At 38.1% G+C, this 26,067-nt stretch carries 20 protein-coding genes, 1 rRNA gene and 1 pseudogene; 19 read left to right on the forward strand and 3 right to left on the reverse strand.

Annotated elements, in window-relative coordinates; translation table 11 throughout:
• The first annotated feature begins 178 nt into the window (after positions 1-178).
• Positions 179-290: ribosomal RNA gene (gene rrf / locus BM179_RS24405) — 5S ribosomal RNA — on the forward strand.
• A 65-nt stretch (positions 291-355) separates the two neighbouring features.
• Here rrf and BM179_RS24410 read toward each other — a convergent pair.
• A complete protein-coding gene (locus tag BM179_RS24410) occupies positions 356-2,008 on the reverse strand; it encodes an AMP-binding protein (protein WP_092019776.1) in 1,653 nt (550 codons plus the stop codon).
• A 415-nt stretch (positions 2,009-2,423) separates the two neighbouring features.
• Positions 2,424-3,188, reverse strand: a complete 765-nt coding sequence (locus tag BM179_RS24415; RefSeq protein WP_092019777.1) for a biotin--[acetyl-CoA-carboxylase] ligase — start codon at positions 3,186-3,188, stop codon at positions 2,424-2,426.
• A gap of 131 nt (positions 3,189-3,319) precedes the next feature.
• Between BM179_RS24415 and rsfS the strand changes: the two genes are divergently transcribed.
• Positions 3,320-3,709, forward strand: a complete 390-nt coding sequence (gene rsfS / locus BM179_RS24420; protein WP_177219511.1) for a ribosome silencing factor — start codon at positions 3,320-3,322, stop codon at positions 3,707-3,709.
• Positions 3,710-3,936: 227 nt separating this feature from the next.
• The gene (ftsH, locus tag BM179_RS24425; RefSeq protein ID WP_092019778.1) at positions 3,937-6,030 is read left to right on the forward strand and encodes an ATP-dependent zinc metalloprotease FtsH; all 2,094 of its coding nucleotides are present in this window, start codon (positions 3,937-3,939) and stop codon (positions 6,028-6,030) included.
• Positions 6,031-6,094: 64 nt separating this feature from the next.
• Here the strand turns inward: ftsH and BM179_RS24430 are convergent, their stop codons facing one another.
• Positions 6,095-7,453 carry an OmpA family protein gene (locus tag BM179_RS24430; protein ID WP_092019779.1) on the reverse strand — a complete coding sequence of 453 codons (1,359 nt, stop codon included), beginning with the start codon at positions 7,451-7,453 and terminating at the stop codon, positions 6,095-6,097.
• A gap of 149 nt (positions 7,454-7,602) precedes the next feature.
• On the opposite strand from BM179_RS24430, the gene BM179_RS24435 reads away from it, so the two are divergent.
• The 16 genes and pseudogenes from BM179_RS24435 to BM179_RS24510 all read left to right on the forward strand — a co-directional run.
• Positions 7,603-8,391 carry a UDP-2,3-diacylglucosamine diphosphatase gene (locus tag BM179_RS24435; RefSeq protein WP_092019780.1) on the forward strand — a complete coding sequence of 263 codons (789 nt, stop codon included), beginning with the start codon at positions 7,603-7,605 and terminating at the stop codon, positions 8,389-8,391.
• Between the two features lie 74 nt (positions 8,392-8,465).
• Entirely contained in the window at positions 8,466-8,849 is a 384-nt protein-coding gene (locus BM179_RS24440) for a VOC family protein (protein ID WP_092019781.1), read from the forward strand.
• A gap of 62 nt (positions 8,850-8,911) precedes the next feature.
• Positions 8,912-10,432 carry a glycoside hydrolase family 32 protein gene (locus BM179_RS24445; protein WP_092019782.1) on the forward strand — a complete coding sequence of 507 codons (1,521 nt, stop codon included), beginning with the start codon at positions 8,912-8,914 and terminating at the stop codon, positions 10,430-10,432.
• Positions 10,433-11,700: 1,268 nt separating this feature from the next.
• Entirely contained in the window at positions 11,701-14,277 is a 2,577-nt protein-coding gene (locus tag BM179_RS24450) for a DUF5686 and carboxypeptidase-like regulatory domain-containing protein (RefSeq protein ID WP_092019783.1), read from the forward strand.
• Positions 14,278-14,500: 223 nt separating this feature from the next.
• Positions 14,501-15,538, forward strand: coding sequence for a CDP-glycerol glycerophosphotransferase family protein (locus BM179_RS24455; RefSeq protein WP_092019784.1), 1,038 nt, complete (start codon positions 14,501-14,503; stop codon positions 15,536-15,538).
• 112 nt (positions 15,539-15,650) lie between these two features.
• A complete protein-coding gene (locus BM179_RS24460) occupies positions 15,651-16,454 on the forward strand; it encodes a cytidylyltransferase domain-containing protein (RefSeq protein WP_092019785.1) in 804 nt (267 codons plus the stop codon).
• A 64-nt stretch (positions 16,455-16,518) separates the two neighbouring features.
• Positions 16,519-17,376 carry a transketolase gene (locus BM179_RS24465; protein ID WP_092019786.1) on the forward strand — a complete coding sequence of 286 codons (858 nt, stop codon included), beginning with the start codon at positions 16,519-16,521 and terminating at the stop codon, positions 17,374-17,376.
• 78 nt (positions 17,377-17,454) lie between these two features.
• Entirely contained in the window at positions 17,455-18,396 is a 942-nt protein-coding gene (locus tag BM179_RS24470) for a transketolase family protein (RefSeq protein ID WP_092019787.1), read from the forward strand.
• 69 nt (positions 18,397-18,465) lie between these two features.
• On the forward strand, positions 18,466-19,800 hold the full coding sequence (locus tag BM179_RS24475) for an aminotransferase class III-fold pyridoxal phosphate-dependent enzyme (RefSeq protein ID WP_092019841.1): 1,335 nt from the start codon (positions 18,466-18,468) through the stop codon (positions 19,798-19,800).
• Entirely contained in the window at positions 19,797-20,288 is a 492-nt protein-coding gene (locus tag BM179_RS24480; protein WP_092019788.1) for a GNAT family N-acetyltransferase, read from the forward strand. Before BM179_RS24475 ends, BM179_RS24480 begins: the two co-directional genes overlap by 4 nt.
• Positions 20,289-20,291: 3 nt before the next feature.
• The gene (locus BM179_RS24485; protein WP_092019789.1) at positions 20,292-21,104 is read left to right on the forward strand and encodes an SDR family oxidoreductase; all 813 of its coding nucleotides are present in this window, start codon (positions 20,292-20,294) and stop codon (positions 21,102-21,104) included.
• A 60-nt stretch (positions 21,105-21,164) separates the two neighbouring features.
• Complete coding sequence (locus BM179_RS24490; RefSeq protein WP_092019790.1) at positions 21,165-21,668, forward strand: KdsC family phosphatase; 504 nt, start codon at positions 21,165-21,167, stop codon at positions 21,666-21,668.
• A gap of 30 nt (positions 21,669-21,698) precedes the next feature.
• Positions 21,699-22,604, forward strand: a complete 906-nt coding sequence (locus tag BM179_RS24495) for an N-acetylneuraminate synthase family protein (protein WP_092019791.1) — start codon at positions 21,699-21,701, stop codon at positions 22,602-22,604.
• Positions 22,605-22,674: 70 nt separating this feature from the next.
• A complete protein-coding gene (locus tag BM179_RS24500) occupies positions 22,675-23,586 on the forward strand; it encodes a sterol desaturase family protein (RefSeq protein WP_092019792.1) in 912 nt (303 codons plus the stop codon).
• A 36-nt stretch (positions 23,587-23,622) separates the two neighbouring features.
• On the forward strand, positions 23,623-23,997 hold the full coding sequence (locus BM179_RS24505; RefSeq protein WP_092019793.1) for a DMT family transporter: 375 nt from the start codon (positions 23,623-23,625) through the stop codon (positions 23,995-23,997).
• 553 nt (positions 23,998-24,550) lie between these two features.
• Positions 24,551-26,067, forward strand: a pseudogene (locus BM179_RS24510) (hypothetical protein); the annotation flags it as partial.

Here is a 26,067-nt window from a genome sequence, read left to right on the forward strand (position 1 = left end):
TGATAGGCTACAGATGTAAAGGCAGAAATGTCAAAGTCGAGTAGTACTAATTACCCGAAAGCTTCCTGTTTTTTTAATTTTACTTAGGAGATTGTTTACTATTTTTCACAATATATCAAGAGAAAGAACCTTAGAGTCATTAAGTATGAGGTTGATAAAAAATAAACCTGAAAGACTTTATGGCACCGATAGGACTGGTGTTCACCTCTTCCCATCTCGAACAGAGTAGTTAAGCCCAGTTCCGCTGATGATACTGCAGTCAAATGCGGGAAAGTAAGTAAGTGCCAAATTATTATTAACAAGCCTTGGTAACAACACTGTTATCAAGGCTTGTTTGCGTTTGAAAGCCTTTGGATCATTCAAAAGACACAAGAGCTTCATTCGCATACCAACTCTGTAGCTTCGATTCATAATAAGCTTCAATTACATTCCGCTTTATCTTCATCGTTGGTGTAATCAGATTGTTCTCAACTGACCAGTTTTCTTTGACAATGATGACTTTTCGGATATGCTCATAGTGGTTAACCTGCGTATTGATAATCTGAATGGTTTCAGTCAGACTTGAGACAAGTGTAGATTTATTCACGGCTTTTCCTATATCTGACAGAACTACGAGTGCGACAGGTTGTGGTAAATTCGAGCCCATTACACAAATCTGTTCAATATAAGGGTTCTCGTTAAAGAGATTCTCAATGGTTACGGGCATAATATATTCACCCTTCGATGATTTAAACACATCTTTTAGACGGCCGGTTATTTTTAAATACCCCTCCTGGTCTATTTCTCCGATATCTCCCGTACATAACCAACCGTCCTTTAATAATTCACGTGTCAAAATAGTTTCTTTATAATAACCTATCGTGTTCCAGGGTGATTTCATCTGAATTTCACCGGTTACCGGATCTATCCGGGTTTGGACTTCCTTATATGGTTTCCCTACGGTGCCTTCCTTAACCGCCTTTTCCGGCATTAAAGAGTGTGCACCAAGGTTTTCGGTCATACCATAAGCTTCTCTTATTGAAATACCTAAGTTTTCATACCATTTCAGCAGATGTAAAGGCATTGGGGCAGCTCCTGTAAGTATAATCTGAGCTTTAGCCAATCCCAGGCCTTTTTTGATCTTATTACTGATCAGAATATTGATAAGCGGGATTTTTAACAGAACCTTCAGTCTTTGAGGAGATATTTTCGAAAATATTCCCAATTGAAACTTTGCCCATATCCTGGGAACGGCCAGAAAATGCGTCGGTTGTGCATTCTGAAGGTTTTTCTGAAATGTTTCAAGAGATTCTACAAAATAAACAGTGCCACCTGTGGCTGTACTTGCTGATTCAACGATATTTCGCTCGGCAATATGACAAAGGGGTAAGTAAGAGAAAAATCGTGCATTGGGAATATCCAGACCGATTGCCTCTCTGCTCATGTTTAAGGCATTAATTATGGCTTTCTGAGTTACCATAACTCCTTTAGGTGTTCCGGTTGTCCCGGAAGTATAAATAATTGTAGCGATATCTTCCGGCTCAGGCCTGACATTCTCACTGACAGGTTCATGTTGCTTAATCAGGTCATCCCAGTTATCATAACCTGAGACCGGACTTTGCGGAAAAGAAATACAGTAAATATTTTGAGGAATACTAGAATTGATATGTTCCCAACTATCGAGTTTTCCGACAAAGAGTACCTTACAGTCGGAATGTACCAAAACCTGATTCAGTTGTCCGGAAGTTAGCGTTGGATAAAAAGGGACTGAAATATGCCCCGCCATAGCAATAGCCAAATCGGAAATAATCCAATGCGCACTATTTTTGGAGAGAATACCAATATTGCTTTTTGCCGGAAGTTTAAGTGATAGTAATACCGCCGCCATTCTTCTTGCCTGGTTTCCCGCATCTGAAAAGGTATAGTCCTGAAAGTGATTCTGAAATGGTTGTCTCAGATAGATATTATGAGGTGTCTGGCCTTCCCAGTAGTAAAAATTTTCAATTATTGTCCCAAATTGAGGCCTCATAGGTATTCCCGGATTTTACCAGTTATAGCATAAATATTAAATACTGAATAGGAGAATTATATAAAAGAGCAGCAATGAATTGAATATAATAATTTTTTTTATAAAGTATAGAACATAAACAAGATTTTGTTTATATTTGTTTGAATCATAGGTAGTTGGGGTAGTAATAGAAATAAGGAATTAAGGTTTTTTAAAAACTGATTTGAGTAAAAAAGTTGTTCCTAACCATAAACACTAACACTAATGAAACTCATCTCTATCGTCAGAATTTTTGTTATTAGTGCGTTAACATTAGCACTTAGTTACATTTTCTTACAAAGTTTTCCTTCTTTTGGTAGTGTATTCTGATTAAATTTTTGTTAGAAACAGGTTAAAATCCATGAAACTTTAAGTCGTTTTATGGATTTTAATTTGCTTAAATTACAAACTGAATTTCCTTAAATCCGAAGTATTGTATCCTTCCCTCTGCTTCAACGGCAAGTTTTCCCTGTTCATCTATTCCCAGGATTTGTCCCAGAAACTCAATGCCGTCTTTACGGAAATAATGCCATTCCTGATACCTGAATAATTTGGATATGTATTGTTGTTTAAGGGAGTCAATCCCACCGTTTCTAAGTAATAAATATTTTTTTTCAATGGCTTCCAGCAACTTCTCCAGCAGGGAAGGAAGCTCATAGGGAAGGGGATTTCCTGTAATGTTTTTCAAAGAAGTTGCCGTTTGAGAATCGAAGGACATTTGGTTGATATTCAATCCGATACCTATAATGGAATAGCCGATATTATAGCCCTGAAGTGAATTTTCAAATAACATTCCTCCGATTTTCTGGTTATAGCAATAAAGGTCGTTTGACCACTTAATTTTTAAACCTTCGTCAATGAATTCATTAAGAAAATCTGAAACGCCCAGAGATATGGCTATATTGAGTTGAAATTGCTCGCTGGCTTTCAGGAAATCGGGTTTCAAGATCAGTGAAAAGGTGAGATTCATTCCTGACTGAGCTTCCCATGAATTTCCCCGTTGTCCACGCCCGGCGGTTTGCTTGTCAGTAACAACGACAGTTCCTTCAAAAATGTCTCCATTTTGAATCATTTCCAGGGCAACATCGTTAGTAGAATGACAAGTTGGCAGATATTTGATAATTTTACCAGTAAATAAAGTTTTGGGCGCAATTTTGTTCAAGTTCTTTTGTAATTTTATATATTGAATAATTAGTTAATCGAAATCACTTATTTTAAGTTTTTGTTTTCAAAAATAATTAAAACAATTATCGAAAACATACTCTTTGGCAATAATTGATAACAAGTTTTAGAATGACGGAAATCAAAGAAAAAGTAAAAAAGGAATTGAGTTCAAATGAGCTTGCAAACCTTGTTGTTAAAGGAATGCAGGATAAAAAAGCTCAGAATATAGTAGTAATGGATTTGAGAAAAGTGAAGAATGCTTTTGCAGATTATTTTGTAATCTGTTCGGGTACTTCAGATACTCAGATCGATGCCATTTCTGAGTCGGTTGACAAGGAGGTTTGGGAAGTGACTCGCAGCAATCCCCGCAGTCTGGAAGGAAAAGCTAACAGAGAATGGATATTAATCGACTATTATGATGTGGTGGTACACGTTTTCAAAAAAGATCGCCGTGAATTTTATAAATTAGAGGAATTGTGGGGAGATGCAGAATTTACGTACGTTGCAGACGAGGCCTAAACCTTATTTCGACCTCTTATCCTATTAAATAACCGCTGTTACTCCAAAACAAAAGTTTGAAACCTTTCGTTATTCTCTAACCGTTTCTATTCAGTGTAATAACCAAAGTTAAATCAATGTGTAGCTTCAGAGAAATTTGGAAACTTCTTTAGTTTTTACTTTGAATATGAAGAAGTTTTTAGGAATCTTGGAGAATAATTTTAGTAACGAAAATTAAAGTAAGAAAAATGGCTGACAATCAAGACAACAATAACAACGGCAATAACCGCTCTCCATTGCAACCCAAAATTCCTCGTCGTCCGAACGGAGGTTTTCAGGGTTGGTTGGTAGTTGGACTTATTATTGCTCTTGTTAGTATTTTTTTCCTCAGTAAACAACGTTCGCTCGTTGAAATTGACCAGAAGAAATTTGAGACAATGCTTCTAAACAAAGAGGTAAAGTCTTTGACAATTATAAATGATAAAGTTGTAGAGGTTACATTGAAACCTGAAGCTGTAAAGAAGTATTTCCGCCAGCAACAAGATCCTTCAGTATTGCCTAGTACCAAAGAGACTCCGCATTTTGAGTTCCCTATCATTTCGGCAGAGGTATTTCAGCGTTTTTTAGATGAGCGTCAGAAGAATTTTTCCCGTGACGAGCAGATTATCCCGGCACCTGAGCAACGTACCAGTCCAATGGATTTTCTTGGAACCTGGGGTTTCCTTATTCTAATGGCTTTAAGCTTTTATTTTTTGTTCTTCCGTATGGGCGGAGCAGGAGGTCCGGGCGGTCAGATTTTCAACATCGGCAGATCCCGCGCAACTTTGTTTGACGGAGAAGCTAAAGTTAAAATTACTTTTAACGATGTAGCTGGTCTTGATGAAGCGAAGGAAGAAATCCAGGAAATCGTAGAGTTTCTGAAACATCCTAAGAAATTTACCGATTTAGGAGGTAAAATTCCGAAAGGAGCTTTATTGGTAGGCCCTCCGGGTACTGGTAAAACTCTTTTGGCTAAAGCTGTGGCGGGAGAAGCAGGTGTTCCTTTCTTCTCACTATCAGGTTCAGACTTCGTTGAAATGTTTGTTGGGGTGGGTGCTGCCCGTGTACGTGATTTGTTTAAACAGGCGAAGGAAAAAGCACCTTGTATCATTTTTATTGATGAAATTGATGCAGTAGGTCGTTCACGTGGACGTGGCGCAATGCCTGGTTCAAATGATGAACGTGAAAATACCTTGAACTCTTTGTTGGTTGAAATGGATGGTTTTGCTACTGATTCAGGTATCATTATCATGGCTGCAACAAACCGTCCGGATGTATTAGACTCTGCTTTGTTACGCCCTGGTCGTTTTGACCGCCAGATTTCAGTGGATAAACCGGATATTATCGGAAGAGAGGCAATTTTTAAAGTACACCTGAAACCGTTGAAACTGGCTGCTGATATTGATCCTAAGGAATTATCAGCACAAACTCCGGGATTTGCCGGAGCAGAGATTGCCAACGTTTGTAATGAAGCGGCATTGATTGCTGCCCGCAGAGGAAAGCAGGCTGTAGATATGCATGATTTCCAGGAGGCAATGGACAGAGTAATCGGAGGTTTAGAGAAAAAGAATAAATTGATTTCTCCGGAAGAGAAGAAAATTGTTGCGTATCATGAAGCCGGACATGCAATCGCGGGCTGGTTCCTTGAACATGCCAATCCTCTGGTAAAAGTTACGATTGTTCCCCGGGGTATTGCGGCCTTAGGTTATGCTCAGTATCTGCCTAAAGAACAGTTCCTGTACCGTACAGAACAGTTAATAGATGAGATGTGTGTGACGCTTGGAGGTCGTGTTGCTGAAGATATCATTTTTGGCAAAATTTCAACCGGAGCACAGAATGACCTTGAGCGTATTACTAAACTGGCATACAGTATGGTGACAATCTATGGTATGAACGATAAACTGGGAAATGTTTCATTCTATGACTCTAAAGGAAGCTCAGAATATTCATTTAACAAGCCTTATTCAGAAGAAACAGCACGTGAAATAGATGAAGAGGTTCGCAGAATTATTTATGATGCTTATCAACGTACCAAAGATCTGCTGACTGATAAAAAAGATAAACTTGAAATCCTTGCACAGGAATTGTTGAAGAAAGAAGTGCTTTTCCAAAGTGACCTTGAAAGATTAGTAGGAAAACGCCCTTTTGAACAATTGACTACTTATCAGGAATTTATCAAAGGCGAAGAACAAAAAATTGCTGATGCTGAATTGCAAAATAAGAAAGATGAGCAAAAAGTCGCTGATGTTGAAGCTCAGAATCCTAAAGTGGAAGAACAGCCTGCTGAAAGCTCAGAAGTTTAAAATTCAATAGTATTAGAAAAGCCAGTCAGAGATTTTCTGACTGGCTTTTTTTGTGGGTAAAAATCTATAGTTTGATAAATTCTACTCTTCTGTTATTTGCTTTGCCTTCACTGCTGGTATTTGGTGAGGTTGGTTGTGATTCCCCTTTTCCATCTGACTCCATTCTTGACGCATTGATACCAAATTCATTGGAAAGCGCTGCTTTTACAGATTCTGCTCTTAGTTTTGATAATTTCAGGTTAGCATTATCATCTCCGTCAGAATCTGTATGACCAATAATTTTCACTTTAATATCCGCATTTTCCTGAAGAACCTGAGCGATCGACTTTAGTGTACCGTAAGATTCAGGTTTTATGACTGCTGAATTTACATCAAACAGAATACCTGTTGTAACGAATTTACCTTCGGTAATAAGTTTATTACGGGTATCAGGTGCCCCGACAGCTAATCTGACATTTGAAATTAAATAACGGTCTTCAGGTTTCTGAAAACTGCCAAGCATAAATAAAACAGCATTATAATTTGTGCCACTGGTTAAAGCTCTCGGAAGATCCCATACCTTTTCTTCATTCATATATACACGAAGGCGTTGTTTTTGTCTCCATATTGAAACTCTTGCATAGTTATTAAAATTGGCAAAAAACTGGCTGGTATTAGTCTCATTTTTCATATCCTCCTTTGATGAATTGTTATAAACTATAAAAGAGGCTGTTCCCTGAGAACTTCCTGCGTTCATCGGATGAAAACCAAGTTCAATGCCGGTTACATCATCAACAATGAATCTACCCCATTTGGCAAAGTCTTTTGGGGAAGCCAATGACGCTATGATACAATTAAACGGAGAAGAATAGAAACTGAATTCAGCATTGGTAATCAGGTCAAATTCCAGGGTGAAATTTTCCGGTAAACCTGTAATAAATTCCGGCAAAAAAGTGCCGTCTTTGCTGAGAGATAACCATTTTCCCGGTTTCCCTTCAATATTAACAAGCTCTCCGGTAGAATTGGTGTTCCATTTATCGGGAAAATCACCTATAGCATCCTGACTGAAATCTTCCTGAACAACAATTTTTTCCCCGGGCATAAAGTCAAACTTGTTGTACGTTTGAAGAGTAGGTGTCTTAAGATTTGCTTTTGCGGCATTATTGCCATTATTTTCTTCCTGAGAGGCATTCTGGGAATTATCAGGTTTTTGCTGATTGTTTGAGGGCTGATCTTCTTTCTTCTTCTTTTTGCCAAAAAGCAAATTACCAATTCCTTCCTCTACTTTATCAAGACCTCTATCAACGCCTTGATTTACCCTGCTGTTTGCCCGGTTTTCAACAGACCGCTCCGCAACTTTTTTCGGGTCATAAATTTGTACCTGAGCCTGCACTTTGGCAGAAGACAGGAATATGATAAATAAGAGTATCTTTCTGGTTTTCATTGGATTATATTTTCATTGAGAGCAAGTCAAATTTAGAAATAAATGCAGGTACTGCGATTGCCACTTACTAAAAATTATTACCATTCGATCAAAAATGTAATTTTAGCGTATCTTCGTACTCAAAAAAACGTGTTCACAGATAGATTATAATGACGGAAATTCATTTACAGTTTAATAAGAAAATATATTTTGCTTCTGATTTTCATTTAGGCTCACCGGATAAGGAAAGTAGTCTTGAAAGAGAAAGAAGAATTGTCCGCTGGTTAGAATCTGTAAAGAAGGATGCACAGGTAATTTTTCTGGTTGGGGATATATTTGATTTTTGGTTTGAATATAAAAATGTAATCCCAAAAGGCTTTATCCGCCTGCAGGGGAAACTGGCTGAACTGACTGATGAAGGTATAGAAATCATATTTTTTACCGGAAATCACGATATGTGGATGTTTGATTATTTCGATACCGAACTTGGAATTAAAGTGTATCGCGAACCTCAGGAATACCTGGTAAAAAGTGAAACAGACACCAGTATTTTTATTGGCCATGGTGATGGTTTAGGCCCCGGAGATTATTCCTATAAACTCCTGAAAAAGGTTTTTGAGAACAGATTATGCCGTTTTGCCTTTAACTGGCTTCACCCCGACATTGGAATGTTTCTGGCTCATAAATGGTCAGGAAGCCGGAAAAAGGAGGACAGAATAAAAAAAGAGCTACAGTTTAAGGGGGATGATGAATGGTTATTGTCTTATGCCAAAGAAGTAGAAGCTAAGAAACACCATGATTTATATATTTTTGGACACAGACATCTTTTGCTGGATCTTAAGGTTGCAGAAAAGAGCAGATATATTAACCTGGGAGAGTGGTGTTATGATGATGAATCAAGTAATAATTTTGCTGTTTTTGATGGAAAAGATATATCGGTCATTAAGTTTAAGTCCTAAGATTATTGTTGCGTTGAGGTTTGATTAGTAATTTATTGGTTTTCATATAATATTTAACGTTTTACGTACAAACTATGAAAAGAGTAAAAGCTATCGGCGGGATTTTCTTCAAAAGCAAGGATCCCGAATCTATCGGAAAATGGTATCAGCAGCATCTTGGTATTCCGGTTGAAAGTTGGGGAGGAACGCAGTTCGAATGGAGAGAGTCTGATCAGCCTGAAAAGAAAAATGTTACAGTCTGGAGCCCTTTTAAAGCCGATACTCAATATTTTGAACCCAGTGATAAGCCTTTCATGATAAATTATATTGTGGAAGATTTACACAGTCTGTTAAATGTTCTGAGAGAAGAAGGTGTAAAGGTTTTTGATGAAATAAATGAATCTGAATACGGAAAATTCGGCTGGATATTAGATCCTGATGGTAATAAGATTGAACTCTGGGAACCACCTGTTGCTTAGATAAGAATAATTTGCCCTGTTGAGATTCAGGTAATTTTATGATGTTTTGAAACACCGTTTATATGAAAAAAATATGCTCTTTAACCTTTTTCCTGCTTGTCTTCATTTCTGTAAAAGGCCAGAATCTCAACGAACATTGGCGTCCGGATTTTCATTTCAGCCCCGAGAAAAACTGGACAAACGACCCGAATGGTTTAATCTTTCTGGATGGAGAATATCATTTGTTTTACCAGTTTAATCCCTTTGAAAACAAATGGGGACATATGAGCTGGGGACATGCAGTAAGTAAGGATTTGATTAAATGGGAGCATTTGCCTGTTGCCATTCCTGAAGATTCTGTCTGGATATTCTCAGGAAGTACGGTCATCGACAAAAATAACAGCAGTGGTTTGGACAACGGCAATGGTAATTGTATGGTTGCGATTTACACGGCGGATTATCATAACGGAAAAAAGGAAGCACAATACCTGGCTTATTCTAATGATAAGGGAAGAACCTGGGAAAAATATGCCGGGAATCCTGTTTTAGATTTAAATGCCAAAGATTTCCGTGATCCAAATGTGTTCTGGCATGAAAAGACAAAGCAATGGATTATGTCTGTGGTACTTCCGACGGAATATAAAGTTCTTTTTTACGGCTCTCCAAATTTGAAAAACTGGAATAAATTAGAAGAGTTTGGAAATCAGGGAGATGTTCGGAAAATCTGGGAATGCCCGTCTTTGACACAGTTTGCCGTTGACGGTGATTCTACCAAAACAAAATGGCTTTTGATGGTTTCTTCAAATGGTCCGGAGCAGGATTTCGCAGGTGTTCAATATTTTATAGGAGACTTTGACGGAAAGAGCTTTAAAAATGATAATACTCCCGATACCAAATTATATGTGGATTACGGAAAAGACTTCTACGCATCAATTCCCTGGAATAATGCTACGCAAAATCAGAAGCTCATGCTTGGCTGGATGTTAAACTGGAAATATGCTGAAAATCAGCCTACCTTTCCATGGAAAGGACAGATGTCTGTTCCAAGGCAAATTGCTTTGAAAACTTTTCCTGAAGGAGTGAGACTGACCCAATTACCAGTAGAACAGTTTACGCCGGCTGATTCTTACAGATTCTTTGAGAAAAAAGATTTTGTTCATACCAAAGAAAAGCTATTGAACGGATCTACTCTTTTTGCAAAGAACGCTTATATAATCGAAGCTGATCTGACCATTAAATCTTCCCGTGATTTTGGCTTTAAAATAGCACAAAATCTGAATAAAGAAGGAAAGGCTACGCAAGAGACAATTGTAGGATATGATGTAAAAAAGCAACAATTGTATCTCGACCGGACAAACTCCGGAAAGATCATTTCACCTGACTTTGCCTCAGTGGATAAGACTTTTCTGAAGATTGATAACAAAAGACTCAGGTTGAAGATTGTTGTTGATAAAATGTCGGTAGAAGTATTTGCTAATGATGGCGCTGTGGCAATAACCTCATTGATTTTCCCTGATCCGAAAGCAACCGCTTTTTCTTTGTTTTGCAAAAAAGGTAAAATAAAGGTAAATAGTCTGAAGATTTGGGATTTAAGTAAAAAATAGCTTTTCTGAAAAAAGAAGAAACTTTGTAGTATTTCATGATTCCCGGCTTAGGCTATTCTGATTGTTTTTGGATTTGAAGTCACCATCTTCTTTTAAATGATCGGCCTAAAGTAACATATTGATTTTCGGATACTGAACGTAAATGTCAGTGAAAATCGTGGGGATTGATTTCAGAGATTATCCGGGAAGTACCGGATCCGATTGTTTGGTTATGTCTTATCAGGAATAAGTTTTCTTCAGCATTTTCTAAAGTATCAGAAATAGAAGTTCGTGATAGCCGGAATAGCATTTTTGGAATATCTCTTCATATGGTTCTTTACAGTCTTTCTACTCTTTCCTGTATTAAGCCTGATTTCGGAATAGATTCATTAACTGAATGTTAAGTGATTTTTCCCGGAGATTTTAAACATAAATTTAAAAATAATGAATAATTAACATGGCCTGTTTTTCTTTCAGATATTTCATTTTTTTTAGATTTAATAGCGTTATATGATGCTGTTTTCCGGAATTATGAAAGATATGTTAAGTTAATTTTATCAATCGAATAACTGAGGTTTAATAAACGGCAAAATGGAGTATTCCGTCCATCCAATTATAAGGACGTTCAGCAGAAATTGGTATCAAAAACGATATAGTTAAACTACTTTTGAAAGAAATAGTTTTCAGAATGATTACAAAGTCTGGAAGATAAAAGAATGTAAATAGATGTTGAGTGCTGAATTTGTATAATTTTAAGAAAATTTAACACAAAAACAACCTGTTCGGAAACAGTGAAAAAAAATGTAAAATTATGGAGGCTTTATGATTGCCAAATTGGTCAACTTGGTTTACATTTGTCTGGTAATTAATTTTGTCAAAAAAAACACCCCAGTTTATCCTATATAATAATCAATGAATATCATCCGGATCAGGTATTCAAATGATAAAAAAAAAGAGCTCGCCAGAGCTATTTTGAAACATGAAAAGATTGGAAATAAATTTGAGAAACTGTGAACCTTTTTAAAGTTTCCAAAGTTTAAATAAGAACAACAACCTTGTAATAGCCCTAAAAGATACCCGATCAACATCTTTTACGCTTAACTTATTTAAACTATCCAAAATGAGCTTTTAATGATGGCTTAAGACTTTGCATTGCCGTCTGTATAGGTTTTAATTAATAATTGAACCTTACCTATAGACTTTAATGTTTATCAAAAGTCTGAATATGATTGAATTAATAGATTATTGAACTTCCACAATCAAGATACTGAATAAGAGTAGAATTATACATGAATGCTCGAATAAAACATATCGTCACCGTAATAGGTTTGATGAGCTTTTGGATTTTGTCGTCATCATACAGCCAGGCTCAGACGATAACCAGATTAAAAGGTAAAGTCCTGGATAGTAAAACCGGAGACGTAATTCCGTTTGCCAATGTATCAATTTTAGGTACGAAATACGGAACACAGACAGATTTTAACGGAAATTATTACATAGAATCCAAAGAGGAAAAAATAACGGTAAAAGTCTCTTTTGTGGGTTATTCTCCTGAAACCAAAAGTATTGAAACTGGTAAAACGCTTAATATTAACTTTCGGTTAAGGCCTTTGGTGACTGATCTACAGGAGGTTACTGTGAAAGGGAAGAAAGAACGTTATCGTAATAAAGACAATCCTGCTGTTATTCTTATCAGAAAGGTTATCGCCAATAAAGATAAAAACCGGAAAGAATCATTTGATTTTTATCAATACAACAAATACGAGAAACTTGAATTTGACCTGAGTAATATCTCGGAAAAATTCAGAAACCGTCGTTTGCTGAAAAAATTCGATTTTGTATTTAATCACCTGGATACTTCTGAAATTACCGGAAAAGTAAACCTTCCGATGTATCTGAAGGAACAAGTTTCAGATGTATATTACCGGAAAGATCCTCAGGATAAAAAGGAAGTTATTCGTGGTGAGCGTTTTACAGGTATCGGAAACTATGTTGATAATAATGGGATAAAACTCTACTTAGAGGCTCTTTATCAGGATATTAACGTTTATGACAATAATATCAACCTTCTCGCTACGCAATTTTTAGGGCCGATTGCGCCCCTTGCTCCGCAGTTTTATAAATATGTAATCATTGATACACTTGATTTTAAAGGTGTAAAATGCGTTAATCTCGGATTTTCTCCCAGAAACAAAACTGATATGCTTTTTCAGGGAAGTATGTATGTATCCTTGGATGCAGACTCAAGTTTTGCAGTAAGAAGGGTGCAGATGGGCTTTTCCAAGGATATTAATGTCAATTTTGTTACGGATCTGAGACTTACCCAGGAATTTGATAATGTTGACGGTAGCGGACAAATGCTTACGAAAGACGAGCTGGCCATAGAATTTAACCTTTTGAAAAAGGAGAATGGCATGGGACTTTTCGGGCAAAGGAGTGTGTCGTATAAGGATTACGTTATTAATAAGCCCATCATTCAAAAAACCTTTTCAGGGCTGAAAATTGAGGAATCTGCCAACTATAACAAGCAGACCGAAGCCTTCTGGGATTCATCCAGGCATCAGACTTTATCAAAGAAGGAAGCCGGAATCTATACTATGGTTGACAGTGTGACAAAAGTGCCCGCTTTTCAACGTTTTATGAATACCGCAACGTTTATCCTCGAAGGTTATAAGCCGATGAAAGGCTTTGAAATCGGACCTGTGAATACCTTTTACAGCTGGAATACCATTGAAGGATTCCGGTTAAGACTGGGAGGAAGAACGACCCCGCTTTTCAGTGAAAGAATTGCATTTGAGACTTACGGAGCCTACGGTTTTGATGATAAAAGATGGAAGTACTTTGGCTCTGCCACTCTTTCTCTGACGGATCATAATATTTATACTTATCCTATTAAGCACCTCAGGGTTTCTTATCAGCAGGAAATAAAGATTCCCGGCCAGGAATTACAATTTGTAGCAGAAGATAACGTGCTGCTTTCCTTCAAAAGAGGGGTAAATAATAAAATGACCTATAACAATGTTTTTCAGGTAGATTATCTGAATGAGTCCAAAAGCGGATTAGCATTGAATGTTAATTTTAAAAATATCCGCCAGGAAGCTGCGGGAGCACTGCATTTTGACCAGGTTTCATCTAACGGTGAACTGGTACCCAATAAAGAGATTGTGAGCAGTGAGGTACTGGTTGGTTTGAGATATGCCCCGAATGAGAAATTTTACCAGGGTAAAAACTACAGAATTCCGATTGTTAACAAGTATCCGATTTTTAATCTGAGATACACGATGGGGATTAAAGGAGTAATGGAAGGACAGTATAATTTCCACAGATTAGTGGCTTATGCCAATAAAAGATTCTTTATCACCCCGATTGGCTTTACGGATATCAGCCTTGAAGGAGGTAAAACGTTCGGAAACGTACCATTTCCACTCCTGACAATTCACCGTGCCAACCAGACCTATGCTTATCAGCCTGAGGCATTTAACATGATGAACTTTATGGAGTTTATCAGTGATCACTACGGCGCAATTTTTATAGATCATTACTTTAACGGATTTATTTTCAACAAAGTACCGGTTCTGAAAAAGCTTAAGTTAAGGGAGGTTATTACTTTCAAAGGACTTTGGGGTGGAATTTCTGATGAAAATATCCCTAAAGCCGGAAATGGCTTATACCAATTACCTGTCGATGAGAAAGGGAATCCGGTATCTTATACCCTTGCAAAGCAGCCCTACATGGAAGCAAGTTTCGGGATTGCAAATATTTTCAAAATTCTTAGAGTGGATTTCGTGAAAAGATTGTCTTATCTGGACAATCCCAATGCCCCGAACGGTATTGGAATCCGATTCAGAATGAAATTCGACTTTTAAGATAGTATCGGAAGGAGGTACGGGTTGTTAAAAAATTTAATAAGAATCTCTAAAAACCCGTGCCAGACTATTTGAATTTTAATAAATTGTCAAAATATTGTGAACAAATCATAATGCGTTCGTTATCAAAATATTATCATTGTTCATTTTGAGGTAATACATTGAAGCGAGTTTCTAATTTTGTGAATGGTTCCGATGGATATCACTTAATCATTTAAAACGTATGGGAAGGAAAATACTGTTTATTACAGGATCAATGAACCAAACCTCTCAAATGCATCAGATTGCTCAAGAGTTGACAGATTTTGACTGTTGGTTCAGTCAGATTTTCGCGGATTCCCCACTCATTAATGCCCTTATCAAGTATACGCCATTTATTGACAGTACCATTTTAGCTGGACAATTCAGGGCCAATTCTGAGAAATACATCCGTGAGCATAATCTTCAAATGGATTATATGGCTCAAAAGAACAGATATGACCTCGTTGTTTACTGTTCGGACTTAATCATCCCCGACAGGATGTTACAAAACAAAACACTCTGGGTTCAGGAAGGAATGGTTGATGGTTATACCTGGAAAAGTAAATGGGTAAAAAACCTGCATTTCCCTCCTTATTTCTCCGGGGATACTTCCCTGAACGGTGCTTCTAATATTTGTGATATTTACTGTGCAGCTTCAGATGGATATAAGGATTACTTTGTTAAAAGAGGAACAAATGTCTCTAAAATATTAGTAACCGGAATACCTAATTATGATAACATCCGTCAATTCCTTAAAAATGATTTTCCTTATCATAATTATGTAATGGTAGCAACATCAGATATCAGGGAAACTTTCAGAAAAGAAGACAGAATCGGATTTATTAAAAAAGCTACAGAAATTGCCGCAGGCCGTCGTCTCTTGTTTAAGCTGCATCCTAATGAAATCTATGACAGAGCTGTTTCTGAAATTAAGGAGCACACTCCGGCAGATACATTGATTTTTCAATCGGGAAGTACAAATGATATGATTGCTAACTGTGAAGAATTGATTACTCAATACTCTACGGTAGTTTATGTAGGGATGGCTTTAGGAAAAAAAGTACATTCATATTTTGACCTTGAAGAACTGTACCGCTTGAATCCAATTCAGAATGCAGGAACTTCAGCTCAGAATATTGCTAATATCTGTAGGAGTTTTGTGAATTTTGACGGTAAAAAAGAAGATTTCCTGAAGCAATTTCAATACCAGCCTATGCCGATTGATGTGCATTATGCCTGATTCCAGGAATAGCAGGGGAGAAATGCTTTTTTGAATGAGTCGTTGGAAGTAAATGAATGAAAATGGAGCTTGATCTGAAAATAAGATTCCTTCATTTTGTATAAAAATATTTATGTCAGAAAAGATACTAATTGTTGTTCAGGCCAGAACCTCATCAAGTCGTTTACCGGGAAAAGTATTGCTGCCGATTTTGGGTGAGACCTTACTTTTCCGAATGATTGAAAGGCTGAAAATGGTGAAAAGACCTAATCAGATTGTGATCGCCACATCTGATCAGCCGGGAGATGATGAGATTCAAAAGCTTGCTGAATCTATTGACATACCTTGTTTCAGAGGAAGTCTGAACAATCTGCTTGACCGGCATTATCAGGCAGGAAAAGCGTTTAATGCTGATCTGGTACTAAAAATTCCATCAGACTGCCCGTTGATCGATCCGGTAATTGTGGATGAAGTGCTTGATTATTATTTTGAGCATGAAGGAGCATTTGATTTCGTCGGAAATCTTCATCCTGCTACTTTCCCTGACGGGAATGATGTGGAAATTATGACGATGGAGTGCCTTGAAAAAGCCTGGAATGAGGCTTCAAAACCTTTGGAACTTGAACATACTACTCCATATATCTGGGAAAATCCCGATAAATTCAGATTAGGAAATGTTGCGTGGAATACCGGACTTGACTACTCAATGTCACATCGTTTTACGATTGACTACCCTGAGGATTATGAATTTATCTGCCGGGTTTTTGAAGAACTGTATCCGGAAAAGAAAGATTTTTCCTGTGATGATATTTTAACATTACTTAACCGTAAACCGGAGATTTATCAGATTAATGCAGGATATGCAGGAGTAAACTGGTACAGAAATCATTTGGATGAACTCAAAACTATTTCTGTCAGCCAAACCAAAATAATCTAGCATTCAGAAATTAAAACAGGTTGAAATTTTAGTCAGCAATTGTTTTCAGTAAAAAGAAGTAAATATGACCGATTTAAAAAAACAAGAATTAGAAGAATTAGCCTTCAGAGTTCGCCAGCATATCGTAAAAATGTCGACGGATGGAGGATGTTTTGTAGGTGCATCACTTTCAGCCGCAGATCTGGTAGTTTATTTATATTCAGAATTTCTGAATATTTCGAAAGATAATCTGCAGGATCCTGATCGTGATTATTTATTCCTTTCAAAAGGACATGATGTTCCGGCATTGTACGGAACGTTCGTGGAGTTGGGTTTGATGGAGGAAAGCCGTTTGAAAAACCATTTATCTACTTCTGACAATATTTACTGGCATCCGAATACCAAGGTTCCCGGAATTGAATTCCATTCCGGATCATTGGGTCATTTACCTTCGGTAGCAATAGGTGTGGCACTGGATATCAAAATGAAAGGAGGCTCAAACAAAGTTATTTGTATTCTGGGAGATGGAGAATTGAATGAAGGAACTTGTTGGGAAGCGGCTTTGGTTGCTAACGCCCACAAATTGGATAACCTTATTTTTGTAGTTGACCGAAATCAGTTTCAGGCCAATATGCCAACAGAAGAATTGATTCCGCTTGAACCATTGCATGATAAATTCTCAGCTTTTGGTGCCGCTGTTAAAAGAATCGACGGACATAGTTTTGAAGCCCTTGAAGAGGCCTTTACTGCTTATCCGTTTCAGGAAGGCAGACTGAATGTTGTTATTGCTGATACAGTTCGGGGAAAAGGATTGCCAAGTATCGAAGCAAGAGCTGACAGATGGTTCTGTAATTTCACCCAGACTGAAGTAGAAGCCTTGTTGGAAGAGCTTAAAGGTGAAAAATTAGCAACCATCGAATCAGAGACTTTAGTTGTCAGATAGTATTAATAATGTCGAATCCGGGAAAAGGTTTGTGAAAATTATTCTTTGAAAAACACTTTCTGAAGCCCATTTTATCATATGACTTACGAAGAACTTTTAACCAAAATTGCCCTTGAGGATGAGCGTTTTGTAGTGATGACGGCCGAAAACAGGGCTTTAGTCAGAAATATTCCTCAAGTACTTGGAAACCGCTTTGTTGATACCGGAATTACAGAACAGACAATGATCGGAGCTGCAGCAGGATTAGCCCTGAGAGGTAGAATTCCTGTTACACATGCCCTGGCATCATTTCTATCAATGCGTGCTTTTGAATTTGTGCGTACCGATGCCGGAATCCCGAATCTTCCGGTAAAGCTGAGTAGTTTTATTCCGGGTTTTCTGTCTGATGGAAATGGCCCGACTCACCAGGCTGTTGAGGATGTTTCATTAATGAGAGGTATTCCTAACATGACGGTTTTTGCTCCGGCAGATGAAGAAGATTTGGTAACAATGCTTCCTCAGATCTGGAATTCTCCTAATCCGGCATATGTTCGTATCAATACCCGAAAGACTGACTATAAACACAGTGCTAATTTTGAAATCGGTAAAGCAGAGGTTGTTTCAAAAGGAAGTGATGTAACAATTCTGGTTTATGGAATGCTTTTCGAACAGGCACTGATTGCTGTTGGAATTCTTAAAAACCAGGGACTTTCCGTTGGTTTAGTGAATATGAGGAGCCTGAAACCTGTCGATGAACAGGCTATTCTTGAAGTAGCTGCTACTTCAAAACTTGTGGTAACACTGGAAGACCACTTCCTTACCGGCGGATTATACAGTATCGTAGCTGAAACTTTGCTGAAAAACCGCACCACTGCCAATGTATTGCCTTTTGCTTTAAATGAAAGATGGTTTAAACCCGGTCGTTTGAACGAATTAATGGAATACGAGGGATTCACCGGTAAACAGATCGCGGAAAAAATACTTGGTTATACAACCAATGCTGTACAACCTGAGATTGTATTGCCTGAATTTGCAGAATAAAAGCCTGATCAGATATGATTGACAAAATCTGAGAAAATAATTCCGAATAAAAAGATAATCTATAAAATTATGCCAAATACCATTCAGTTCAATCAGAATTACCCGGATATTACCCAGTCTAACGAGTTGTATGCCCGTGCGGAAAAAGTTCAGAAACCCGTTACACAAACGCTCGCAAAAGGCCCGGGGCAATTTACGAAAGGAGTTGCTCCGAAGTATATTAAAAAAGCCAAAGGTTCACATGTCTGGGATGTTGATGGAAACGAATACATTGACTTTAACGCTGCTATCGGACCTATCTCATTGGGTTATGCTTACCCTGCGGTCGATGAAGCGATCAAAAAACAATTGGAAGATGGTATTACTTTCTCATTAATGCATCCATTGGAGGTGGAGGTTTCAGAGCTTTTGAAAGAAGTTATTCCAAATGCTGAAGCGGTAAAAATCTCTAAAACAGGAGCTGATGTTTGTTCTGCTGCTATTCGTGTGGCAAGAGCTTTTACAGGTCGTGAGAAAATATTTTGTTGTGGATATCATGGCTGGCATGATTGGTATATCGGTATCACCAGCAGAAATGCAGGGATTCCTGAGCCGATCCAGAACATGACCTATACTTTTGAATTTAATGATATTGAATCTATCAAAGCAGCATTGGATGATACGGTTGCTGCCTTGATTTTAGAACCGTTTATTTTCGAAGCGCCTAAAGAAGGTTTCCTTCAGGAACTGGCTGAGGTTTGTAAAGCAAATGGCACTTTATTGATTTTTGATGAAATGTGGACTGGTTTCCGCATTGCAGTAGGAGGAGCACAGGAATATTTTAATGTAAAACCTGATCTGGCGGTTTATTCAAAAGCTTGTGCCAATGGTATGCCGATAGCTTTCTTAACCGGTCGTGCTGATGTAATGGAATTGTTTAATTCTGAGGTATTCAGCTATACTACTTTCGGAGGAGAAGCACTTTCTTTAGCAGCCAGTATTGCAACTATCAATGAACTTCGTGATAAAAATGTTCCTGAATATCTTGATAAAAAAGGAGCCTTGATGAAAGATGGTTACAACCAGATTGCGGCTGAATTGGGCATGACTCAATACACAAAATGTATTGGTTACAACTGCCGTTCAATGGTAACTTTTACACCTGAAGCTGGTAACGGACTGGAAGTGAAATCGTTGATGCAACAGGAAATGATTAAAAGAGGTATTCTCTGGGCAGGCTTTCATAACATGTGTTTCAGCCATTCAGATGAAGATATTAACTATACGCTTTCTGTTTACCGTGAAGTATTACCAATTGTAAAAGAAGCCATTGAAAGTGCTAACCTGAAACAGTATCTGAAAGGAGAAGTTTTAGAAGCAGTTTTCAGAAAAGTAAGCAACTATAACATCAAGCCGAAACAGTGATAAGAGGTGCTGATATAGAAGACTTTTCATTCATTTACAGATTGTATATGCATCCGAAGGTTAATCCCTTTCTGCTGTATGAGGTAATGAATGAAAAGGATTTTGAACCAATATTTCATGATTTACTGAAGGATAAAGTACTTTTTATTTTTCACGAAAATGAAACGAATATTGGAATGTTTAAACTGATACGCCTGAAACACCGTACAGATCATATCGCATATCTTGGCGGGCTAGCTATTCATCCTGATTTTTCAGGGAAAGGTTTCGGGAAAAAGATGTTGGAGAGTATTCTGATTTTCGGTAAAGAAATGGAGCTTTTACGCATAGAATTAAGTGTATCAGTTGAAAACGAAAAGGCAATAAATCTTTATCAAAGTGTTGGTTTTGAAAAAGAAGGCATATTGAGACAGTACACGCACTTGAAAAGTGAAAACCGCTTTTTGGATGAGGCGTTGATGTCCCGGATATACCCGCGGAATTATTAAAATATGGAATTATTCTCTTTAAAAAATAAGACAGCTATTGTCACAGGAGCTTTAGGGCTGATAGGTAAGAAACATTGTGAAGCGCTTGCGAAGGCCGGAGCCAATGTAGTTGTTGCAGATATTAACGAAAGCCAGGCGGAAGCTTTTGCAGCTGTTTTAGAAAAGGATGGGGGCTCCCATTATGGTATCGGCATTGATGTTACGAATGAAGAAGCTCTGAAGATCGCAAGAGATAAGATTCTCGGAAAATTCGGCTCTATTGATATTCTGGTGAATAATGCCGCAATCAATGATATGTTTGAAAATCCGGCAATGGCAAAAGAGCTTTCCGCTTTTGAAAACTATCCGGTTGATGCTTTCAAAAAATCACTGGATGTGAACGTGACCGGAGTATTTCTTTGTTCTCAGGTTTTTGGAACTGTAATGGCTGATCAGGGCAAAGGAAGTATTATTAATGTGGCATCAACTTATGGGTTGGTAGGACCTGATCAGAGTATTTATCGCAATGAGCAGGGAGAGCAGACATTTTTCAAGTCGGCTGCTTATCCGGCAACAAAGGGAGCAGTTGTGAACTTTACAAGGTTTTTGGCTGCTTACTGGGGTAAAAAAGGCGTAAGAGTTAATACGCTTTCTCCGGGAGGTGTTGAAAATTCACAGGATGAGTATTTTGTTCAGAACTATTCAGCTAAAACACTTTTGGGCAGAATGGCCAATGCCGACGATTATCAGGGGGCATTGATTTTTCTCTCAAGCGACGCTTCCGCTTATATGACAGGAGCAAATCTTGTAGTTGACGGCGGTTGGACTGCTATTTAAAATTGATTTCAAAATTGAGGTTTCTTTCCCGAAATCTCAGAATGTGCCCAACAAATAAAGATGATTACAGACTTGCAGCTTATTCAGGAAAAAGCAAAAAAGATTAAACTTTTATTAACTGATTGTGACGGAGTATTGACAGATGGAGGCGTGTATTACGGAGAATCGGGAGAGGTTCTGAAGAAATTTAACATCAGAGATGGAATGGGCGTAGAGCGTCTCAGAAAGTTTGCTGATGTTCAAACCGGAATTATTACCGGAGAACTTTCTCCTTCTGTGGCAAAAAGAGCTGAAAAACTGAAAATTTCAGAATTACACTTAGGAATCAAAGACAAACCTGCCGTTTTGCAGGAAATCTTAAGCAGATTAAACTTACAATCAGAAGAAGTTGCCTACATCGGCGACGATACAAACGATGTTGAAATTATGGGCCTGGTTGGTTTAACAGCCTGCCCTTCTGACGCCCTGATTTTCGCCAAAAAAGCAGCAAATTATATTTGCGAGGCCAAAGGGGGAGAAGGATGTTTCAGAGAATTTGCAGAACTAATCATTAGCAATAAATAAACAATCACGTTTTAAAATCGTGCTATTACAATGAGAACAATTACATTAAACACAGGAAGAGAAATTGGTACCGGAAAACCAAGCTATATTATCGCTGAAATTGGTATAAACCATAACGGATCATTAGATCTGGCGAAACAGCTTATTGATGAAGCTGTGGCAGCAAAAGCAGATGCCGTAAAATTTCAGAAAAGAACTCCGGAAGTTTGTGTTCCAAAAGATCAATGGGAGATTATGCGTGATACCCCATGGGGCAAAATGTCTTACATCGATTATAAACGTAAGACGGAATTTGGGGCAGTTGAATATTCAGCGATTGACCAGTATTGTAAGAAATTAGGGATCGACTGGTTTGCATCTGCCTGGGATCTGGAATCAGTGGATTTTCTTGAGCAATTTGACCCTGTAATGCACAAATTGGCTTCAGCTTCTCTGACCGACCTTCCTTTGATCGAAAAATGTTTGCAGACAGGTCGTCCTTTGATGCTTTCAACAGGGATGTCAACTGTAAAAGAAATTGAAACAGCTGTGGATCTGGTTAAATCATTTGATGAAAACTATCCATTGATGATTGCTCATTCAACTTCTGCTTATCCCTGCAAACCGGAAGAATTGAACCTTCGCATGATTAATACGCTTCAGGCTAAATATCCGGATGCACCTGCAGGTTATTCAGGACATGAGACAGGTCTTACCACTACCGTTGCGGCTGTAGTAATGGGAGCTACTTTTGTTGAAAGACACTTTACCCTTGACCGTGCCATGTGGGGTTCTGATCATGCCGCTTCAGTAGAACCACAGGGATTACAACGTCTGGTTCGTGACATCAGAGATGTTGAAATCGCTGCCGGTGATGGTATTAAGAAAGTTTACGATTCGGAAATTGGCCCGATGAAGCGTTTGAGAGTGAATATCAGTCCGGAGTACCAGTTATAATAATTGAGGAGTTGTGGAATAGTTTTTCAATTATTCCACAACTCAAAATGATAGTGTCAGATATACCAATATGAATCAGGAAAAATTACTAACCATTACCACGACTATATTAGTCGGCTGGATAATCTTTATCATAGCCTGGGAGCGGATTGCTCCATACAGAAAAGGATTACCATTTTTCAGGGAGGGTTTTTGGATTGATTTGGTTTGGTACACAATTATCCAAAGCTTTTTCCTTAAAATACTCATTTTTGATTATATAATAGCACCGATACAGCATAGTTTAGATTGGACGAGTTTACAATTTGTGAAAAACTGGCCGGTTTTTGGTCAGGTAATGTTCTTTCTTGTAACCCACGATTTATACATTTACCTTTTTCACCGCTTCCAACACTCCAATAAGTTTTTTTGGAGAACACATGAAGCTCATCATTCCGGAAAGGAAGTCGATTTTTTGGCAGGCTCCCGGTCGCATGTTGTGGAAATTATTATTAACCAAACCATAGAATTCGCACCGATTATCTTATTGGGAGCAGATCCTGCGGTAATGCCGATTAAGGCCTTATTAGATGCGATGTTTGGAATGTTTATACATGCTAATATCAATGTGAAAATGGGGAAACTGAAATATATTTTTAATTCACCTGAATTGCATTTATGGCATCATGCTAATTACCTGGAGGTTTTTCATGCAAATTTTGCAACGAAATTTTCAGTGTGGGATTATTTGTTCGGAACGGCTTATTTTCCTGAACATAAACCGGGAAATGAAAGAGAAAACTGGGGCCTTTACTATGATTATCCGAATGATTATTTCCTTCAGCATGCTTTTTCAATAAAAAGATTTGATGAAAAGAAATTATTGAAATACCCTTGGTTCCGTAAATATTATTACCTTCGACCGAATATTTTAAAATTCTTCGGAAAGTTGTTTTCCAGAAAAAAGATAGGAAAGGCCGAAGTTGAAAAAGAATTAGTATAACTCTTAAATAACGGCATTTTCAGGCTGTACAACAAATTGCATTGGGTATATATTTTTATTGCTGCGTTATTTGAAGCGGCCTGGACATTTTCGCTGAAGTTTCTCAAGCTTAGTGAAATAAAGCAACTTCGGTTTGACAATTTTTACAAACCGGATGAAGGACTTCAGATTCTGCTTCCTTTGTTAGGGTATATTTTGTTCGGAATCGGCAATATTTACTTTTTTTCTCTGGCAATGAAACATATGTCTATTGCCTCAGCTTTTGCAGTCTGGACAGCGATGTCTATTATTCTCATTAAAGTGGCAGAAATGCTCTTTTACGGGCAGAAAATCACTTTGATAGAGATATTCTTCATGAGCTTAATTACTGTTGGTATTGTAGGGCTTAAAGTTTACGCTCAGGCAAAATAAATAATCGGATATGCTTGAAAAGGGAATACTTCTTCCGGATGGGAGAGGTATTCCCTTTTTATATTATCAACCGGAATGTACAAGCCTGTTGAGGTGTAAGCCGTTTATGGATTAACTGCGTTCAGGAGTGATTCCGAATCAATCAGAATTTCTGTGAGAGGCTTCAGGAGTTAATTCAAAATGATCTAAGAGGTCTTCATTCTCTCAGGGGATGAATCTATTACTTTACCAGGTAAATTATCCTCCACCCCTTCTTTAAAGCCACCCAAAATCACATTTGTATTTAACATTTCAAATGTTTTGCATTTCCCAATTTCTTACCATAAATCAAAAAATCTCTCATTTTATCATGAAAAACTCAATAAAGTGAATTGTAGATTTTGGTATTTTAATTTTTAAACAGAAATTCACTTTTGATAATAATGTAGTTTTGTTCTATTACTATCTATAACACTCCACTTTTAATCATCCCCCGATACTTTCCATGAGTCGGTTCTCCGACTTTATTCTTCAACACACCAATTAAACTTATTCAAAACTAAAAGTTTAATTAATGATGTTGAAGTTTTATAGCTTGATTCTACTTCTGATTATTTCTCCTTTAGGGGAAAGGGTGCTTTTGGCTCAGAGCAATTTCCCTGTCAGTTGCAGCCCCTATTTGTTGCCTCAGTATAGCCTCAACTGGAGTGCCTTAACTTCTTCCAATAATTTCCTGAAAGTTACCCTGGTGCTCAAAGATGAAAAATATCTGAGTGGGATTGTTCCTGTGTTTTTACGTTTCAGGTTTGAACAGGCTGGTTCTGTGATTAGTACAAGACCTGACTATATCCCGGCTATTCCCATCAATTTAAGTTTCGGTACCCCTCTAACCCTCTATGGCAGTGATTTAGTCAACTACTTTCAGGCTGGTAATTTAATCGCCCAGGGAGCAGTGGATGAAAGTATGCTAAGACAAGGTGGACGCCTGCCCGATGGTCTGTGGACACTCAGTGTTACGGCCTATGAGTTTGATGCTTCCAGAGGACATCGACAAATCTCAGAAACAGGAATAGCTATGATGCAGGTCTTTTATGGTTATCCTCCTCAGATAACTTACCCTGCCGAAGGACAGGTATTGCAGGAACAAGAGGTACAGAATCTGTTGTTTTCCTGGATGCCCCGTGGTACTGCCTCCCGCGGGGGGATTTCTGCAGTGATTTATACAGTAGAACTTTATGAGGTATTAGATGGGGAAGTACCCAATGCGGTAGTTCAGGGGAAAAGACCCATTTTCAGTACCACCACCAATACCAGTAATTATTTGTATGGTATTACAGACCCGGCCCTGATAGTTGGTCGGAAGTATGCCCTGCGGGTTCGGGTACAGGATCTAGAGGGGGTAAATGAATACCAGAATGACGGATACAGTGAAGTGGTATCATTTAACTATGGCCGTCCTTGTACAAGCCCTGAAAACCTGAGTCTGGCCTCATCCTTATCGAGGGTATATAATCTAAGCTGGGATCCTCAAGTTGGAGCACAAACCTATGAAGTAGCTTATAAGTTAACAACTGAAAGTGCTTGGACAACAGCTATTGCATATACCGGTACATTTAGTGTGGTAAAACCCGTTGAGGGGAAATATGAGTTTAAAGTACGGAGCAATTGTTCTTTGGCAAGACAAAGTGAATGGAGTGAGATATACTCAGAACCAGCCAGTGTGGCAGTCAAAAGCAATTCAAAACCCGCAGCATCGGCCAATAATACTCCTTCTCCACCCCAAACAAATAGCAGCAATAATAGTAGCAATAATAGCAACGGGGCAGGTAATGTGGAAGATCCTTTGGATATCATTGTGAGTTCACAAGACATAAGCCCGGCTGCCATAGCCCAAAAACGTGATGAGCTCGATAAGTTAGAAACTCCTTCTGAGTCTCGTTGCGGAGGTTCTATGCATTCCACGGTGGACTGTAACATTACTCCCAAAGTATATAGCGGAACTGTTGCCTTTGTACCAGCCAAAGGACAGAAAATATACATGAATGGATATGAGATTATTGTAACCAGCGGAGATGCCAGTGCCGGAGAAGG

It is taken from the genome of Pseudarcicella hirudinis (assembly GCF_900115665.1).
Taxonomy (GTDB): domain Bacteria; phylum Bacteroidota; class Bacteroidia; order Cytophagales; family Spirosomataceae; genus Pseudarcicella; species Pseudarcicella hirudinis.

Bases quoted from the DNA above. Each gene is read 5' to 3' on its own strand.
- BM179_RS24410 (WP_092019776.1), bottom strand. From the start codon at position 2,008: ATGAGGCCTCAATTTGGGACAATAATTGAAAATTTTTACTACTGGGAA.
- rsfS (WP_177219511.1), top strand. From the start codon at position 3,320: ATGACGGAAATCAAAGAAAAAGTAAAAAAGGAATTGAGTTCAAATGAG.
- ftsH (WP_092019778.1), top strand. From the start codon at position 3,937: ATGGCTGACAATCAAGACAACAATAACAACGGCAATAACCGCTCTCCA.
- BM179_RS24430 (WP_092019779.1), bottom strand. From the start codon at position 7,453: ATGAAAACCAGAAAGATACTCTTATTTATCATATTCCTGTCTTCTGCC.
- BM179_RS24435 (WP_092019780.1), top strand. From the start codon at position 7,603: ATGACGGAAATTCATTTACAGTTTAATAAGAAAATATATTTTGCTTCT.
- BM179_RS24440 (WP_092019781.1), top strand. From the start codon at position 8,466: ATGAAAAGAGTAAAAGCTATCGGCGGGATTTTCTTCAAAAGCAAGGAT.
- BM179_RS24445 (WP_092019782.1), top strand. From the start codon at position 8,912: ATGAAAAAAATATGCTCTTTAACCTTTTTCCTGCTTGTCTTCATTTCT.
- BM179_RS24450 (WP_092019783.1), top strand. From the start codon at position 11,701: ATGAATGCTCGAATAAAACATATCGTCACCGTAATAGGTTTGATGAGC.
- BM179_RS24455 (WP_092019784.1), top strand. From the start codon at position 14,501: ATGGGAAGGAAAATACTGTTTATTACAGGATCAATGAACCAAACCTCT.
- BM179_RS24460 (WP_092019785.1), top strand. From the start codon at position 15,651: ATGTCAGAAAAGATACTAATTGTTGTTCAGGCCAGAACCTCATCAAGT.
- BM179_RS24465 (WP_092019786.1), top strand. From the start codon at position 16,519: ATGACCGATTTAAAAAAACAAGAATTAGAAGAATTAGCCTTCAGAGTT.
- BM179_RS24470 (WP_092019787.1), top strand. From the start codon at position 17,455: ATGACTTACGAAGAACTTTTAACCAAAATTGCCCTTGAGGATGAGCGT.
- BM179_RS24475 (WP_092019841.1), top strand. From the start codon at position 18,466: ATGCCAAATACCATTCAGTTCAATCAGAATTACCCGGATATTACCCAG.
- BM179_RS24485 (WP_092019789.1), top strand. From the start codon at position 20,292: ATGGAATTATTCTCTTTAAAAAATAAGACAGCTATTGTCACAGGAGCT.
- BM179_RS24490 (WP_092019790.1), top strand. From the start codon at position 21,165: ATGATTACAGACTTGCAGCTTATTCAGGAAAAAGCAAAAAAGATTAAA.
- BM179_RS24495 (WP_092019791.1), top strand. From the start codon at position 21,699: ATGAGAACAATTACATTAAACACAGGAAGAGAAATTGGTACCGGAAAA.
- BM179_RS24500 (WP_092019792.1), top strand. From the start codon at position 22,675: ATGAATCAGGAAAAATTACTAACCATTACCACGACTATATTAGTCGGC.